Annotated in this window: 11 protein-coding genes, 1 tRNA gene and 1 pseudogene; 2 read left to right on the top strand and 11 right to left on the bottom strand. The window is 34.7% G+C overall.

The features are described 5' to 3' along the window. Positions 1–4 precede the first annotated feature (4 nt). The 6 genes and pseudogenes from FA584_RS01795 to FA584_RS01775 all read right to left on the bottom strand — a co-directional run bounded on the left by FA584_RS01795 (position 5) and on the right by FA584_RS01775 (position 8,918). Positions 5–2,413: an nSTAND3 domain-containing NTPase gene (locus tag FA584_RS01795; RefSeq protein ID WP_167750080.1), complete on the bottom strand. Its 2,409-nt coding sequence runs from the start codon at positions 2,411–2,413 to the stop codon at positions 5–7. Beyond that, positions 2,406–4,598 carry an AAA family ATPase gene (locus FA584_RS01790; protein WP_167750079.1) on the bottom strand — a complete coding sequence of 731 codons (2,193 nt, stop codon included), beginning with the start codon at positions 4,596–4,598 and terminating at the stop codon, positions 2,406–2,408. Before FA584_RS01790 ends, FA584_RS01795 begins: the two co-directional genes overlap by 8 nt. Then, positions 4,595–6,814: a class I SAM-dependent DNA methyltransferase gene (locus tag FA584_RS01785; protein ID WP_228448579.1), complete on the bottom strand. Its 2,220-nt coding sequence runs from the start codon at positions 6,812–6,814 to the stop codon at positions 4,595–4,597. The genes FA584_RS01790 and FA584_RS01785 overlap by 4 nt, the downstream gene beginning before the upstream one ends. A gap of 30 nt (positions 6,815–6,844) precedes the next feature. After that, positions 6,845–7,255, bottom strand: a pseudogene (locus FA584_RS14840) (type IIL restriction-modification enzyme MmeI); the annotation flags it as partial. A 204-nt stretch (positions 7,256–7,459) separates the two neighbouring features. Continuing rightward, positions 7,460–8,671, bottom strand: a complete 1,212-nt coding sequence (locus FA584_RS01780; RefSeq protein WP_167750077.1) for a tyrosine-type recombinase/integrase — start codon at positions 8,669–8,671, stop codon at positions 7,460–7,462. Between the two features lie 172 nt (positions 8,672–8,843). Beyond that, positions 8,844–8,918, bottom strand: a tRNA-Asn gene (locus FA584_RS01775). A 198-nt stretch (positions 8,919–9,116) separates the two neighbouring features. On the opposite strand from FA584_RS01775, the gene FA584_RS01770 reads away from it, so the two are divergent. Both FA584_RS01770 and FA584_RS01765 read left to right on the top strand, forming a co-directional pair. After that, a complete protein-coding gene (locus tag FA584_RS01770) occupies positions 9,117–10,070 on the top strand; it encodes a TAXI family TRAP transporter solute-binding subunit (protein WP_167750076.1) in 954 nt (317 codons plus the stop codon). Between the two features lie 66 nt (positions 10,071–10,136). Then, on the top strand, positions 10,137–12,212 hold the full coding sequence (locus FA584_RS01765) for a TRAP transporter permease (protein ID WP_167750075.1): 2,076 nt from the start codon (positions 10,137–10,139) through the stop codon (positions 12,210–12,212). A gap of 23 nt (positions 12,213–12,235) precedes the next feature. Here FA584_RS01765 and FA584_RS01760 read toward each other — a convergent pair whose 3' ends face one another. The 5 genes from FA584_RS01760 to FA584_RS01740 form a co-directional block, all read right to left on the bottom strand. Then, the gene (locus FA584_RS01760; RefSeq protein ID WP_167750675.1) at positions 12,236–13,147 is read right to left on the bottom strand and encodes a radical SAM protein; all 912 of its coding nucleotides are present in this window, start codon (positions 13,145–13,147) and stop codon (positions 12,236–12,238) included. 51 nt (positions 13,148–13,198) lie between these two features. Beyond that, on the bottom strand, positions 13,199–14,221 hold the full coding sequence (hemE, locus tag FA584_RS01755; RefSeq protein WP_096045714.1) for a uroporphyrinogen decarboxylase: 1,023 nt from the start codon (positions 14,219–14,221) through the stop codon (positions 13,199–13,201). Continuing rightward, on the bottom strand, positions 14,218–14,733 hold the full coding sequence (locus FA584_RS01750) for a YqhA family protein (RefSeq protein WP_096045713.1): 516 nt from the start codon (positions 14,731–14,733) through the stop codon (positions 14,218–14,220). Before FA584_RS01750 ends, hemE begins: the two co-directional genes overlap by 4 nt. Beyond that, positions 14,733–15,761, bottom strand: coding sequence for an aspartate-semialdehyde dehydrogenase (locus FA584_RS01745; protein WP_096045712.1), 1,029 nt, complete (start codon positions 15,759–15,761; stop codon positions 14,733–14,735). Before FA584_RS01745 ends, FA584_RS01750 begins: the two co-directional genes overlap by 1 nt. 88 nt (positions 15,762–15,849) lie before the next feature. Further along, positions 15,850–17,013 (bottom strand): sigma-54-dependent transcriptional regulator, encoded by a 1,164-nt coding sequence (locus FA584_RS01740; RefSeq protein ID WP_096045711.1) that lies wholly within the window; start codon positions 17,011–17,013, stop codon positions 15,850–15,852. Positions 17,014–17,029 lie beyond the last annotated feature (16 nt).

The following is a 17,029-nucleotide window of genomic DNA, read 5'->3' as shown; positions in this document are numbered from 1 at the left end:
TATCTTACCTCTGAAATAAATCATCAATTTTAGTATCATTCTCTATATTCGCATCAATTGCAGAATCTCGCTTCTCTCCATCTTCAATCATTGAATATTTTTGAGTTTCAAATTTTTCTTTAAACAGTTTAGAACCAAGCTCATCTACAATATTCTCAATACTTGCATTCTGCAAACTTTCCTTCAAAGCATTAGTTCTTTTCTTGTCAAAGTATAAATTATCATGATTGAGTCCAAGATTACTAACTAGCTCTTGGAAAAGATCATCAGTTTGATTTTTTATATCATCTCTAATTATATTTTCTATTTTTTTGATACTATTTTCTTTTAAAGAAACTGATTCAATATTGGATACTATGTACTTTTCTAACTTATTTTGTAAAATCTCAAGGAGATGTTTAGATTTTAAATCTAATAAAGATTGATTGTTTTCAATAAAATATATTAACTCCCTCATATCACTTTGGTATTCGCCATCGATAGATTCAATAATTTTATAAAACAAATCAACAGAAATTTCAATATTTTTTTTATAATCAGGATAAGAAATCGTTTGTATCAATAACAATACATTACTGCTTTCAATATTTTCTTTTTTCATACTTATTATTTTCATAATACTATGTATCTTATTTTCAAAATTTAATTTTTCATTTTCTGTTAATGTTCCTTCTTCAAATTCATTATAAATCATATGAATTAATTTAACTAAAAAGTCTATATTTGTATTTTCACTATAGTCGATAGAACCTAAAATCTCTTTATATAATGCATGTTTCATATAATCTTTGAAATATAGGCTAACCATTGTTGCTAGTGCTTTAAAGGTTTGAAGAGACTTGAAAATATCAATCAAAACTTTTTGATTATTCTTATATTTATTTAAGATATAATCAGCAATTGAAGGATTAAAAAGATTATATTCAATTATTTGTATTGCTTCATCTTTATTATGAATGAAAGGTATATACTCTCGTCCTTCAATATAAAATTTAAAATTTCTATTTAAAAAATATTTGACAACTTCTTTGACGACACTGTCAAAATCTTTTGATGTGTGAGAATTGTTAGTTAATCCTGCCAATTCAACATATCTGTTATAAGAATTTCTAAGTTTATCTTCCTCTATTCTATTACCATTAAAAACAGTTAGTATGACTATTATACGATTAAATTCATCACTATCTTTATCAAAAGCTTTCTGCCATACATCTTGTGGATTATTCAACTTATCAACTACATAGTCCCAATAATTTTTGGCTTCGATTTGCCCTAGTTGTATCTTTTTAATATCAGTAATAAAATCTATCAAACGAGGGTTAAAATTTTTATGCTTGATGATTTCTTTGTATCTTTTATTCACATAAATCTCATCAATAAATTCTTCATTCAAATCACTATTCCAAATATGATTGTAAAGGATATGTGCTTTATCAATATCTTTTAAAGATTCAATTTTTATGATGAACTCTTCATTTTCTATATTTTTACTTTTAAAAGTATCACTAAGTGCCAAGCCTTGATTAAAAATATTTGTTCGACTAGTAAGAATAAATCGTTTTGTTTTATCTTTTTTTATTCTATCCATAAATTTAACGATATGAGAATCTTTTTTATCTTCTATTGCGTTTAGATAGTTTGCACCTAAAAAATCATCAAAATAAAATAGTTGCTTTTCATCCTTTTTAAAAATGCTTTCTGCTTCATTGATAGAGTTTTCTATATCATAAAATTTAAAATTTTGTTCGATGTACCACAAAGCCAAATGTTCCGCTAATGTAGTCTTACCGATTCCTGGTTCACCTGCAATAATAATTATATGAGACTCTTCAAGTTTATCTATAGCTTTTTGATGATTTTCAGTTACAGCATAGTATTTTGATTTTTCTTTTATATGTTCAAGTAAAAACTCGCTTCTACTTTCAATAGCATTATTAATGATTCTATCCAATACAACGGTACTACTAAGCCAAAGTTTATAGTATTTTTTTTCAATATCTGGATGATTCCCAAGTATTTGATTTAAATCTTCTCGCCCATAAATATCATTGTCATTTTTTATGTATGGGTCAAAAAGCTCTTTGATTGTTTTTTTGTTTTCAGCAGATAATGGTAACGATGTTACAAAAATATAGTTTGATGCATTTAGATTTTTAACTTTTTCAATCTCATTGATGCCTTTATCATTTTTCTTGTTTAATGAAGTTATCAATCCACTAAAACCAGTTTTTAAATAATGCTTACATTGAACTATTTCCTGTAAACCATTATCATGATAAAACCTTCCATCAATTCCACCATCTTTTCCAGCTTTAAATCGCTCAAATCTTTTATCTCTATCTTTTGAAATTAAATCTACAGATAAATTTTCAAACTCTTTATCATTTAATGTTGAGAAGTCATAATCAATCATTTTCAACATCCATCATCTTATTATAATGTTTAATATTGCCAGATTCTTCAAATATTGTTTTAAATGCTTCTTTAAACAAACTCACATCAATCTCTTTTACATCAGAAATATTTATTTGATCTGAATGAGACTCTCTATTAATGTATCTTAAAAATGCACCATATTTTATAGAATCAAGTTTGCTTACTGATTTATCCATCTTTTCATTATCAATAAATCCAAAAAAATTCTCAAGTATATTTCGCATAGCATTTGCCAAAATATTGTCATGAGCATTTCCGCTTTCATGATCTTTTAAAATCTGCCAATAAGCCTGATAATCATTTTGTATCTCGTTTTTATCCATTGCTAATATCAACGATGATTTATCTGCTGTTCTTATAATTCTAAATAACTTAATTTCATTTGCTTTTTTGTATTGAAAATAATGAACAAGCTCATGAAAAAAATACATGCTATGTGTTAAGACAAAAGTTTGCAAATAATTTGCACTCTCAAAAAATTCTTTTTTGATTAGTTGAGCAATATTAAAAATATAGTTATGAGATAAGCTAGATATAGGGTCATCTATTACAATTATTTTATTTTGAATCTCTTCTGTTTCATTCTCTTTACCTTTGCAAAGTTCCACAAAGTAAAGAAAACTTATAATCATTTTTTCGCCTTCACTTAACGATTTAAACTCTGGCTTACTTTCATTCTCTCTTACAATTCTGTAAAACTTATCTTCAAAAGGCTTTATCTCAAAACCATGCAGTCCTAGCAACGCTAATTGATAATTAATTGATTCTATAGCTTTTTCAATATTGATTGTTTTGTCTTGATTTTCCTTGATAATATCTCTTTGGGTTTTTATATCATCTTGGGTTTTTTGAAGTACTATATTTATTTTTGCTTCTTCTTTTTCCAAATCTTTCAAATCATTTACATAAGCTGAAATATATACATCATATTCCCATCGCATTATTTCCCAAAACTCTTTTTTAATGCTGTCTTTTACCGTTTTTTTATTTTTTATTTTTTGATTGTGTTCTGTAATTTCTTGATTGATTTTTTCTACGAGTTCATTAAAATCTTTCAATGCTTGGCTAGAACTTTGAAGAGTCACTTTATTGCTTGGAAGTTTTATTTTATTTTCGATAGTAGTTATGTTTTTGGATAAAACTGTAAGTAATTTTGTGTGTAAGCTTTCAAGTTCTATTTTTACGGCATTTGCATAATCATTAACTAAAAATGAATCTATAGCTGACATAGTATTTTTTATTGTCTGATATTGAGATTTTAATCCTTTTAGTAAATCAATCTTATCCTCGTAAGTTTTATCAAAATAATTTTTTATCTCATCAGCTAAATTCTTTGTAACTGTTTTTTGTTGACAAAATGGGCAATTTACAGTTTCGTTTATCTCATTCGGTAAATAACCTAGACCCAGTTTCACCCAATCAGAATTTTGAAATGTTCCTATTAAATTTGCAACTGTACTATTTTTATTTCCTACAATAACTTCATCAAAAATACTGTTGTTTTCAATTTCAATTACACCATTTAAAACAATTTTCTGGAGAGTATCTAAATTGATAGCATCATCACCTTCAATTTTTGAAATCTCCTTTTTTAAATCATCTGTTATTTTTGCAGGTTTAATCAAGGGCTTTGCTAATGATTTAATATGATTAAATAGTACATCTTTACTACCCTTAACACCTTCTAGGCAGTAATCTAAGATTCTATCCCCGCCACTAAAAGTTGTTTTAATGTTCCATATTTTTTCAGTGGATTCTGACAATTTCTTTTTTTTCTTGCCATTAGCTCCATTTATTTCATCCAATTCCGTCTTTTTTGCTTTTTCTTGAGTTTCTAATTTTTCAATTTCAGCTTTTGCATTTTTTACATTTTCTTCAGCTATAACATTTGGCTCTGATATTGTAAAGACACCTTTTAAATCATCTTTTTCATAAAAATTTTCATCAATAAACTCCTGATTATATACAAGTATTTTTGCTGTTTCTCCACCAGAGATTGAACAATCACTAAATTTACTATTGTTTTTATCTTTTAAAAAATTTGAAAAAGTTGTTTTTCCCGTTCCGTTCAGTCCATAGACAAGGTTTATTTTTTTATCTGTATTGAGTGTTCTTTCATGCGTATAACTAGCAACACTTTTTAATTTTATGGAAGTAATCATTTTTTCTTCCTCTCTATGCTCACCATCTCTTCATACATTTTAAAGAGGTATTCGAGTCTTTCTTCATCGCTTTCAAATGGTTTGGGGCGATAGCATTGTTCTATGGCTTTATCTAAGGCGTGGTGGGCTTTTCGTAAGCCTTCTGGCATTTTGTCGGGGTCGTAGAGCTGGGCTAGGGTTTTTTGGCTGTGTTTTTCTCGCTCATCGAGTACGCCAAATACAAGCTCGGTAATTTCATTTTTTTGTTTTTGTGAGATATTTGGGAATGGGAAATTGTTATAAACTAAGTTTACGGAGTATCTTATTCTTGACTCAAGTTTACCAGAAACAACTTTTGTCCATAGATTATGAAGCTTAGAGCTAAGTACACCAAATATAAATATACTTGAATCATAAATAACAAAAAGTCCATTACTAATGATCGTACCTTCTTTTTCAAAACCGACAGGCAAATAATCTCGATTTTCAGAACTTGTGAATGGTAAAATCATAGAAATTTCTTCTTTATATTTTCTATAAAAAAATCTATGAGGAGTTGCGGCTGCTTTTTTTGCATCTCTTCCTGCACTTAATCTATAATCTTTACATTTTTCTATTCTTTCTTTTATTTTTGTTATTTTATTCGCTTCTTCAACTTGACTATCTTCGATCCATAGACAATATCTTGTTAATCCGTTCAAGAAATCATTTCCACCAATATATTTTTTTATAAATTTTTCTGAATTACTATCCGCTTGAATAAATTCACATCTTTCCTCTGGACTTAATATCAAAAAACCTCCATCTATACTACTGCTGCCCAAAGCCATTTCTGGAAAATTTGAGATAGGTGTATTTCGTTGTTTTATATAAATATTACTGCCTTCTAATAAATATGGATTAATGTTATATACCACCTTTTTTATCATATTTTGATACAAATATTTTTTATTATCTGATTTATTTCTAATGCCAATGATAACTACGGTTACTCCAGCATTATCTTTTGCATTGTTTTGCCATTTAAAAGATTGGTGTGCAAACGAAATTTCTTGCTCGCTATCAAATATATATGGCCATATTAGAGATACTTGTTCTCCTTGTGATATTGAATTTGTTGAAACAAAAGAATATTTTGAATTAATCTTATAAATAAAATCTGTAGCTTTTTTAAACCAACAGCTTATATAATCCAGTCTTTTAACATTTCCAAGTTCACTAAAAACCAATTCCATTTCTTCTTTTTGTTTATTATCCCAATTTCTAAAACCCAAATACGGCGGATTTCCCAAAATATATATCTCATCTCCCCCATTTTTCGGGCAAACTTCTTCCCAATTCAATCTCGTGGCATTACCGTGAACGATATTGCCTCCATCTTGAAGCGGTAAGCTAGGACTTGTTCGTCCAAATGCTTTGTAAAACTCTAAGTTCATTTGATGCTCTGCTAGCCAAAGGGAAAGAAGTGCAACTTCATGGGCGAAGTCGTCTAGTTCTATGCCGTAAAATTGGGTTAGTTTTATCTCGCTAAAGACAAAACTCCGCTCACGACTAAGGCTATCTATGCGTTGCAAGATACTCATCTCAAGTTCTCTTAGTTTCTTATAGGCGATGATGAGAAAGTTGCCACTTCCACACGCTGGGTCAAAGATTTTGAGTTTTGAGAGCCTTACACGTAAAGCTTTGAGTTTAGTTTTGCTTTCATAGCTTTTTTCAAATTCGACATAGAGTTCATCTAAAAATAGAGGTTCGATGACTTTCATGATGTTGGGTACAGAGGTGTAGTGCATGCCCATTCCACCACGATGCTCTGGTGTTACGACTGCTTGTATCATACTTCCGAAGATGTCTGGGTTTATCTGTGACCATTTTAACTGTCCGATTTCTAGCATGAGGGAGCGTGAACGAGTTGTGAAAGTTGGAAGCTTTACATGTAAAGCAAAAAGTCCGCCATTGACATAAGGAAATGCGTTTAGGTATGCGGGTGTGTTTGGCTCTCTTTTCGTATTTGGCGTGTTGAAAATGGTAAAAAGTCTTTGCAAGTAAGCATCCAAATCGCTCCCGTCTATTTGCGTGTGCGATGAGAGTGAAGAGGTGAAGAGATTGTCAGGAAAGATGTTGGTATCTTCAGCAAAGTAGCAAAATAGTAACCTTGTGAGAAAGACATTCAGTGCGTGTATCTCTTCTTTGGTTTTAAATTCATTGTTTTTTTGGAGCTCGTCATAGAGTTTTGCCATCTTGAGCGATGCTTTTACATCGGCAGGATTTTCGTCGGCAAAGGTCGCCTTTTCCATCCCCGCGAGAGGCAAGAAAAAATCGTAATGATTGATAATGTTTAAGAGTTCAATATCGAGGCTATCTTCTGTCTTAACATCATAGGCAAGTAGTGTTTCATAGTCTGTTACAAGAACAAATCTTGATGAGTGTTTAAGAACTTCTTTTGAAGATTTAAGTTCATCTATCGTGGCATGTAGTTCATTATCTGTCACTTTGAAAAAAAGCTTTTTTCTCATAACAAGTTCACCATGTGATGTAAGCTTGTCGTGATCGCTTCCTTGCAGTCGTTTGATGGTTGATTTTGGAATACCGTATGCTAAGAGTAGCTCGAAGATGAAGTTTTCTTTGTCAAAATTCGCTACTAGATTATGAAGATTATTTTCTATTTCTACGACAGTCATTGAACATATGCCTTGTGTTAATACTTTGTGAGAAAATTATATGTTTATTTTATCCAAATCAAAATAAGAGTTATAAGATATATCATAAATTATCTCTTTATACAAATTTTTTCGGATTAATGAGATAACCAAAATATATAAGATAATTCCTATTTTAGGACTTTGGGGAAATCATCAATTCACCAAATGGACTGGATAAGTCAATCAATTCTTGCTATTTTTCAAATCATCCAAATAATTTGCGTACCATTGCATCAATTGCATTCTCTCGGGTATATATTTAGCACCATTATATACGTCACGTTCTTTATTTTTATCTTTGTGCGATAAACATGCTTCAATAACAAGAGAATCAAATTGATGCTCCCTTAAGTTGCTGTGGCACGTTGTGCTGAAAATATGGCGAAAACCGTGTCCGGTTTGTTCATCCTTAAAGCCTAAAATTGACAAGGCCTTGTTGATAGAATTATCCGATAACGGAGTATCCGATTTTCGAGGGCTTTGAAAAATATATTTACTGTTTTTTGTGTAAGGGTATAGTTCTTCTAAGATTCTTAATGTTTGGGATGAAAGGGGTACGATATGATCCTTTCTCATTTTCATACGCTCTTTTCCGATAGACCAAATCTTTTTTTCAAAGTCGATTTCATTCCATGTTGCCGCTCTTGCTTCGGTTGGACGTAAAGCAACTAATGGCAATAATCTCAAAAGCTGTCTAACAACATATTCACCAGAATATGAATCAATTGCAATTAAAAGCTCTTTTAATCTTTTCGGGTCTGTAATGTGTGCAAATCTTTCATTCTCATATTTGGTTAAAAATTTACCAGCTGTCATAGAAGATATAACGCTAAACTCAATAACCCCTAAATCTTCTGCGTACTCAAAAATATTTTTAGCATAGCCTAAACAACGACTAGCTACTTCAGGACTACGTAAATCTGCAATTTTTAAAGCACTTGCAACGTCTTGCTTTTTGATTTCACGAATATCCATATCACCCAAAATCGGATAAAGATTCTTTTCAACCCTCTGCTCAACACCCTCAAAAGTCTTTTCTGCTAATTCCCTCTTTTTCTTTTCAAGCCATTCTTTTGCAATAGCTTTAAAGGTATTAACCGTAGCTAGTTTCTTCTCAAGTTTCGCTTTTCGCTTTTGATCAACAGGGTTAATGCCATCAGCTTTAAGTCTAATTGCATCTTGATGTAAAATTCTTGCTCTTTCAAGGCTGATCTCAGGATATTTTCCAATCGAATAGACATACTTGTTGTTCTCAAAAGAGTAGTTGTAACGCCAAAGTTTACTACCATTGGGTTTCACGAGAAGATATAAACCTTCTCCATCTGTCAGTCTGTAATCTTGTGCTAAAGGCTTGGCATTACGTACTTGCAAGTCTTTCAGGAGTTTTGATGCCATAGTAGTCATTCTCCTTAGAAAAGTAGAAATTATCAAAAATTACTACCAATATTACTACTTTGACTCTTAGTTTGGGTTAAATTGTGTTGTATTGTATTAGATGAATATCTGCGAAAGAATGCCGATTTTATAGGGATTTTTAGACTATTTTGGAGGATGTTAGATAAAAGAGTGGCTCCGAATGCTGGATTCGAACCAGCGACCAAGTGATTAACAGTCACCTACTCTACCGCTGAGCTAATTCGGAACACTTTGAATGAGGTCGAAATTATAGTCAAAAAAAAAATTATTGTCAAGACTTATTTAAAAATAATTATTCAAGAAAAATTTGTTGTACTAATCTTAAAAAAAACATAATCAAACCACCCTTTTATAGATTTATTCAAGTAACAGTAAGAAAAAACGTAGTAGCATTAAATGAAACACTACAATTCAAGGAGTCAAGATGAATAGAATACTCACTACATTAGCGCTTATGGGAACGCTAAGTATCTCTCTGTTTGCAGCGGAGTTTATTACAATTGGTACAGGTGGCGTTACTGGAACATACTATCCAACAGGCGGTGCTATTTGCCAGATGGTCAATAAAAATAAAAAAGAGACGAATATTCGCTGCTCAGTAGAATCTACCGGTGGCTCCGTTTATAATGTTAATACCATCAAAGCTGGCGAACTTGATTTTGGTATTGCTCAAAGCGATACAGCTTACCAAGCGTATAAAGGCGAAGGTAAATTTGAAGGTGCTGCTGCTGTGCCAGAACTTCGCAGTGCCATTGCGATTTACCCAGAACTTCTTGCCCTTGTTGTCAGCCAAAAATCGGGGATTAAGACGATGGCAGACCTTAAAGGTAAAAGACTGAATTTAGACTCTCCAGGTTCAGGAACCAATATGACGGTTGATGTTGTTTTTGAAGCACTTGGTATTAAACGTTCAGACTTAGCGCTTGTCAATGAACTCAAGTCAACAGAAGGTCCAACAATGCTCCAAGACAATCATATTGATGGTTACTTCTTTGTAGCAGGTCATCCAACAGCAAACATTAAAGATGCAGCGAGTTCTGTGGACATCAACATTGTTCCTATTGAAGGTCCTGCGATTGATGCGTTGGTTAAAAAATATCCTTATTATGCTAAAGGTACTATCTCAGGTACATACTACAAAGGTGTGCCAAATGATGTTCCAAGTATTGGTGTTAAAGCGGTTCTTGTGACCAGTAGCAAAGTTAAAGATGAAGTAGTTTACCAAGTAGTAAAAACGATTCTTGACAACTTCGATAAATTTAAAGAACTTCACCCTTCTTACAAAACAATTACCAAAGAAAGCTTGCTCGAAGGCTTAAGTGTGCCACAACATCCAGGTGCAATGAGAGCATTTAAAGAGGCTGGACTACTTAAATAAAATAAATTTCTTACATGTAAGGCTTTTTGAAAGAGAAGTCTTACAGATTGACATAAAGGTTTATGCGTGAAAACACTCGAAGAAAGACTGGATGACGAAAAACTCATCAGCGAATTTGAAGGACATAGAGATTTTGAAAAAGGGAGTTGGCATTACTGGCTTATAGCTGCTATTGCTTTTTCATGGTCTTTATTCCAACTTTATATGGTCATTGAACCAGGTAATAGCGCTCATGCGAGAGCTATTCACTTAGCCTTTGGCCTTGCTCTCGCATTTTCAATGCATGCTATGTCTAAAAGCCCTAAACTTCAGTTAACCATTACATGGTATGACTTTGGTATTATGATTGTAGGTATTACTGCTGTTTTATACCAATGGTATGCCTATAAAGACCTTGCTATGCGCTCAGGTGCATGGACACAAACCGATATTATCGTTGGTGTTACAACCATTTTGGTTGTTCTTGAAGCCTCACGAAGAGTCATGGGACTCCCATTGATGGTTGTGGCAATGGTCTTTTTAGCCTATGACTACTTTGGCCCTTATTTACCGGATATGATTGCCCATAAAGGGGCGAGTCTTAATAAAATTGTCGGACAAATGGTTCTCACAACCGAAGGTATTTTTGGTGTACCACTGGGGGTAAGTGCAAGTTTTGTCTTTTTATTTGTTCTTTTTGGCGCACTTTTGGATCGAGCAGGTGCGGGTGAATACTTCATCAAACTTGCCTACACTATTTTGGGACGTTACGATGGAGGTCCTGCCAAAGCTGCCGTTGCCGCTTCAGGTATGTTTGGTATGATCTCAGGTTCATCCATCGCAAATACGGTCACCGTGGGTACTTTTACCATTCCATTGATGAAACGCCTTGGCTTTAGTTCTCACAAAGCTGCCGCTGTTGAGACAGCTGCTTCAGTCAATGGTCAGCTGATGCCTCCAATTATGGGTGCTGCCGCATTTATTATGGCAGAATTTTTGGGTCTGGATTATACTGACATCGTTTTTGCAGCTTTTATTCCTGCCTTTACGTGTTACATTGCTCTTTTTTACATTGTTCACTTAGAAGCGAAGAAAAATGGTCTTAAAGGTGAAGACCCCAATATACTTGGTCGTGTCTGGCCTATCTTTATTCACGGAATTCACTACCTTATTCCTATTTTCTTCTTAATCTATACCCTTGTGGTACTGAGACAATCTGCACAAAGTGCCGCTTTTAGCGCCATTATGTTTTTGATGATCATCATGCTTGTGCAAAAGCCACTCAAAGCCTTGATCCATCAAGAGAAAGTAACCTTATCGCTCTTTGTAGAAGGGCTGGCAGATATTGGACATGGTATGGTCAATGGTGGCAAAAATATGGTTTCGGTTGCGATTGCAACTGCTGTTGCGGGTATCATTGTAGGCTCCGTTACCCTAACAGGTATTGGACTCGTACTTGCCGAAGTAATTGATAACTTAGCCAATGGCTATATTTTAGGTGTTCTTTTCTTAACAGCGTTTGTCTCTTTGGTTTTGGGTATGGGACTTCCAACCACCGCGAACTATATTGTTATGGCCGCTTTAACCGCACCGATTATCATGGATCTTGCAGGAAGCAATGGATATCTTATTCCTGCCCTTGCCGCACATATGTTCGTTTTCTATTTTGGTATTTTAGCGGATGACACACCTCCGGTTGGTATGGCAGCGTATGCCGCAGCAGCTGTTGCGAAGAGTGATCCTATTATTACAGGAATTCAAGCCTTTATTTATGACATTAGAACTGGTATCTTGCCGTTTATGTTCTTCTTTAATAATGAGCTACTGTTAATTGGTGGTGTTGATGCGAATGATCCCAATGATCCTTCGAAATGGATTTGGATTACCAATCCGTTTGAAATAGCGCTTATTTTTGGTGGAGCCATCTTTGGTATGTTTGCCTTTACATCGGCAACACAAAGTTTTATCTTAACCAAGATTAACAATATTGAGAGAATTTTATTGATTGTCGTCATTCCATTTTTAATGCTCCCAAAACTTATGGCAGCAAAATTGGGACTTCCGAGCTATTATTTTGCGTATGTAATCGGTTTTACACTCTATGGTTTAATCTACTTTGGACAAAGAGTCAAATACAAAAAACAGCAATTAGCGCTTGCTTAATAGCATAGTGGGCATTTTGCCCACTATGTTACTTTATAAAAATTCACCCCTGCAATATTTTTTACATGTAAAGCATTTTTTTCAACTAAATAGTTGAGATTTTGAAGGCTTTGTTCATCAAAACAGAGCGCTATATCTTCAAAGCTTTGAGGCCTACGTTTAAGAAGTTCGTAAATCTCTTCTTCACTAAAATAACGTTTTTGTGAGATATAATTTTTCTTATACGCAATGTTTACATGTAAATCTTCCAAAAGATTTGAAAGCTCGACTAAACGCTCGATGCTTACACCTTTGACCTCATAAGCAGGCGGTCGGTCAATGGTACTTACATCAATGCGATCCGGATTGATGTCATGCAATACCGCATTTAAAGCACGAAATTCCTCTTCGGTGTCATTCAGCCCTTCTACCACCAAAATTTCAATGACTAAAGTACCTTGATAGCGTGCTCGAAACTGTTGCATGCCTTCAATAATCTGCTCAATTTCAATTCCTTTGTGCGCACGATCAAGCTTCTTAAAGCATTTCGGGCTGACACAATCCAAAGAGAGCTTGACAATATCAATTTTAGAAAGTGTTGTTTGAATCGCCTCATCATAAATCGTAGAACCATTGGAGAGAATCAGCAGTTTTGGGCGATTTTCTATTTTAAGAATTGCACTCACCAGTGCGTCAAGTTCAGGGTAAAGGGTGGGCTCACCATTGGCAGTGAGGGTGATGACATCAAGATTCTGATGCTTAGAGAGTGCCGTTTTAAGTGCATCTAACACTTCGAGGAAGGAAGGTGCATCTTTCGCCTTATCGACTGTTTTAGCTCCCTTAAGCTCACAATAGAGGCAATCAAAATTACATTGTTTGATGGAGGGGCTAAGATCGATGCCAAGTGACTGTCCAAAACGCCTTGACGTAATGGGTCCAAATATAATCTGGCTGATGGGAAATCCTTTACATGTAAAGAAGTTTGCCCTTATATAAAGGGCAAACGGTTAGATCTTTGTACGAGTTTGTACCTGTTTAATGAAGTATTGAGCGTGCTCAACAGGAATGTCTGGCAAAATGCCGTGTCCTAAATTAAAGATATGTCTCTCATTTTTCATCACATTCACAATATGCTCAATCCCTTCATCAATCGCCTCTTTATTGTAAAGACGTGTCGGTTCCATATTGCCTTGAAGGACATATTTGCCTCCTAGTTTTGCTTTCGCAAGCTCAATCGGCGTTGACCAATCCACACCAAAAACATCAAATTCACCATCGATTTTATCAAGATAGCCACTAATGCCTTTAGGGAATAAAATGACGGGAACATGTGGGTATTTTAATTTCAGATACGCACTAATCTCTTTCATATACGACCAGCTAAATTCAAAATACGCGCTCTCTTCCAAAGCAGCTGCCCATGAATCAAAGATCATCACGACATTCGCACCACTTTGAATCTGACGTTCCATATACCCTTTAAGCACTTCCGTCACTTTTTTCAAAAGGGCGTGCATAAACTGCGGGTTAGAGTAAATCAACTTTTTAACAAGTGCGTACGTTTTCGTGCCTTGTCCTTCGATCATATAGGTTGCAAGTGTCCAAGGCGCACCACAAAAACCGATCAACGCTTTATCCGCAGCGAGTTTACCGCGAATCAGTTTGATTGTTTCATAAACATATTCCAAACCATCAATCGCTTTTTCAACACTGAGCTTATCCAAATCCGCTTGATTTTTAATAGGATGCGAAAAGACAGGACCTTCGCCTTTTAAAAACTGAAGTTCCATGCCCATTTCTAAAGGAACCACTAAAATATCGCTAAATAAAATTGCAGCATCCACACCCAAGATATCTACGGGTTGCAATGTTACAGCACATGCTTTTTCAGGGTCTTTGCAGAGAGATAAAAAATCCCCTGCTTTGGCTCTGACTTCCATATACTCAGGCAAATAACGCCCTGCTTGACGCATCATCCATACCGGTGTATAAGGCGTTTTTTTACCGAAACATGCATCAACAAAAATCATTCGTGGTTTCCCCCATTTTTATGTAAAAAATAAAGCCCTAAAGAAAGAGCCAAAATAGAGAATGAAAGATAGAGCATCTCTAAAGCGCCCTTGTATTCAGCATGAAGTACACGTTGAAAAAAGCTTACAATCAATACCATCACAATAACTTTTGCGATTTTATCTTTCAGCTCATCTAAAGAGCTCACATACAAAATTTTATCGCCACCCGTACCTTTAGCCACATCAATTTCAGAAATAAAAAGCTCATAAATACCAAATCCAAAGATCAGCAGAACAACGGCGATCAGATAAAGATCAATTGCACCAATAATATCTGCAACAATATCTGCATGAAAATTTTCAGGATGAAAATTTGTGAAAAAATACTGATAGGTCAATACCAAAACATGGTAGAGATCGGCACTGGCTAAAAAGAAAAGCGCAAAAGCGGCTAAAATACTAAAGATGACCGCTAAGAGGGTCATCAGCCGTGTCGACCACAACCCTCGCTCAAATAATTTTTCTAGCATTAAGCCTCTTCTCTTTTGATCCATTTTTGTGCAATTCTCACCGCATTGGTCGCAGCACCAACACGAATTTGATCAGCAACACACCAAAGATGGAGTATATTATCGCGGTTGATATCTTTACGAATTCTTCCCACATAGGTGTCATTGGTATCAGTCGAGATAATCGGCATTGGGTACTCTTTTTTAGCTGGATTATCAAGAACCACAACATTTTCTGCATTTTTAAGTGCTTCAACTGCTTTTTCTAAATTGACATCTTTTTCAAAATGAATCGTAATCGCTTCAGAGTGACTTCTCATAACAGGAACCCTAACGCATGTTGCGCTGATTTCCATTTTTTTACCTAAGATTTTTTGAGTCTCATTGACCATTTTCATCTCTTCTTTGGTATAGTCATTATCCATGAAAACATCAATATGAGGAATAACATTGAGAGCAATTTGGTGTGAAAATGTTTTTGGCTCACACTGATCGAGTTTAAATGCAAAAAAGTCTTGCATCTGATTGACCAGTTCTTCCATACCACTTTTTCCTGCGCCACTCACCGCTTGATAGGTTGCAACATCCACACGGGTAATATTAAAGATATCATCGAGTGGTTTTAACACTTGCACCATTTGAATCGTCGAACAGTTTGGATTGGCAATAATCCCTCGATTTTGCCATTGATCAATGTCATCAGGATTGCATTCAGGAACAACTAAAGGAACATCTGGATCCATTCTAAAATGACTTGTATTATCAATCACAACAGCACCTGCTTCTGCGGCAAAGGGAGCATAGTGTGCGGAAATATCGCCACCAGCACTAAAAAATGCGATCTCGACATCATTCTCTTCAAACGCTTTTTCAGTGAGTTCAAGGACTTTATAGATTTTGCCTTTGAATTCAACTTCAAGACCTGCACTTTTACTACTTGCTAAAGGGATCAGGTTATTGACAGGAAAGTCAACCTCTTCTAAAACTCTACACAGCTCTTCGCCAACGGCACCCGTAGCACCAACGATTGCTACATTGTACTTTTTCATTTCTCTTACCTTGATTTTTATGTGAGACTTTTTTAATAACCCAATGGTGCTGGTATTAAGTTATCAAAAAAGTCTATTGTTATGTCTACTACGAACTAAACCAGTTACGACTCTCTAAGAAAAGGTCTTCTTTGCTAATCGCTTCCGTATCACTTAAGATCACTGCACGCTCTACCACAGAGATCAACTCACGAATATTACCAGGCCATCGATACGTCATTAATGACTCAATTGCTTCTTCTGAAAAATAGCGTTTTTGCAAACCATATTTCTTTGTAACACGCTCTAAAATTACCTCACAAATCGGTAAAATTTCCTCTTTACGTTGTCGAAGCGGTGCTATTTCAATAGGGATCGTATTGAGCCTATAGTAAAGGTCTTCCCTAAAGTGACCTTCCTTGATGCTTCTTTTAATATCGGCATTTGTTGCGGAAACAATACGAACATCGATTGTTAACTCTTTTGTTCCACCCACACGCACCATCACGCGTTCTTGAATGACTCTTAAAAGCTTGGCTTGAAGTGTCATTGGCATTTCGCCAATTTCATCTAAAAAAAGTGTTCCGCCATTGGCAACTTCAAAATAGCCTTTTTTCTCCGCGATAGCATCGGTAAATGCGCCTTTTTCATAACCAAAAAGCTCACTTTCCAAAAGGTTTTCTGGAATAGCCGCCATATTGATCGCTACAAAAGGATTTTTAGCGCGCGGAGAGTTTTTATGCACGTAGTTGGCAAAAAGCTCTTTACCCACACCACTTTCTCCTAAAAGAAGCACACTCACATCTGTTTTTGCTGCTTTTCTTGCAATCGTTAATGCTTTTTCAAGCTCGGGTGAAGTGGCTATAAAATCGCCATTTTCCTCTTTAGCACTATCGATCTTTTCAAAACTCTCTTTTACTTTGGTTCGTATTTTATCGTGTCGTTTAATGGCTTCAACGAGCGTTTCAATTTCAAAAGGTTTGGTCAAAAAATCTTTCACACCTAAACGAACAGACTCAATGGCACGACTGAGTGTTGCATTGCCTGTAATAACGATGATGTCATAAGCACCATCTAGTTTTTTAATGAACTCAATACCGTCCATCCCAGGCATATTAATATCCGTCACAATCAAATCGACACTGGAATCAATCTTTTTAAGTGCATCAAGTGCGCTTTTGTACGTAGAGATTTTAAATTCTTCATACTCCCCAAGTGCTATCTCAAGGGATTTTCTCATATTTATATCATCTTCTACAATTGCAACATGCATTTTGAATCAATCCTAC

This window comes from Sulfurospirillum diekertiae (assembly GCF_011769985.2).
GTDB lineage: Bacteria > Campylobacterota > Campylobacteria > Campylobacterales > Sulfurospirillaceae > Sulfurospirillum > Sulfurospirillum diekertiae.
This window is presented reverse-complemented; position numbering and strand designations above follow the sequence as displayed.

Coding starts and splice junctions, on each gene's coding strand:
- FA584_RS01795 (WP_167750080.1), bottom strand. CDS start 2,413: ATGATTGATTATGACTTCTCAACATTAAATGATAAAGAGTTTGAAAAT.
- FA584_RS01790 (WP_167750079.1), bottom strand. CDS start 4,598: ATGATTACTTCCATAAAATTAAAAAGTGTTGCTAGTTATACGCATGAA.
- FA584_RS01785 (WP_228448579.1), bottom strand. CDS start 6,814: ATGGCAAAACTCTATGACGAGCTCCAAAAAAACAATGAATTTAAAACC.
- FA584_RS01780 (WP_167750077.1), bottom strand. CDS start 8,671: ATGGCATCAAAACTCCTGAAAGACTTGCAAGTACGTAATGCCAAGCCT.
- FA584_RS01770 (WP_167750076.1), top strand. CDS start 9,117: ATGAATAGAATACTCACTACATTAGCGCTTATGGGAACGCTAAGTATC.
- hemE (WP_096045714.1), bottom strand. CDS start 14,221: ATGATTTTTGTTGATGCATGTTTCGGTAAAAAAACGCCTTATACACCG.
- FA584_RS01750 (WP_096045713.1), bottom strand. CDS start 14,733: ATGCTAGAAAAATTATTTGAGCGAGGGTTGTGGTCGACACGGCTGATG.
- FA584_RS01745 (WP_096045712.1), bottom strand. CDS start 15,761: ATGAAAAAGTACAATGTAGCAATCGTTGGTGCTACGGGTGCCGTTGGC.
- FA584_RS01740 (WP_096045711.1), bottom strand. CDS start 17,013: ATGCATGTTGCAATTGTAGAAGATGATATAAATATGAGAAAATCCCTT.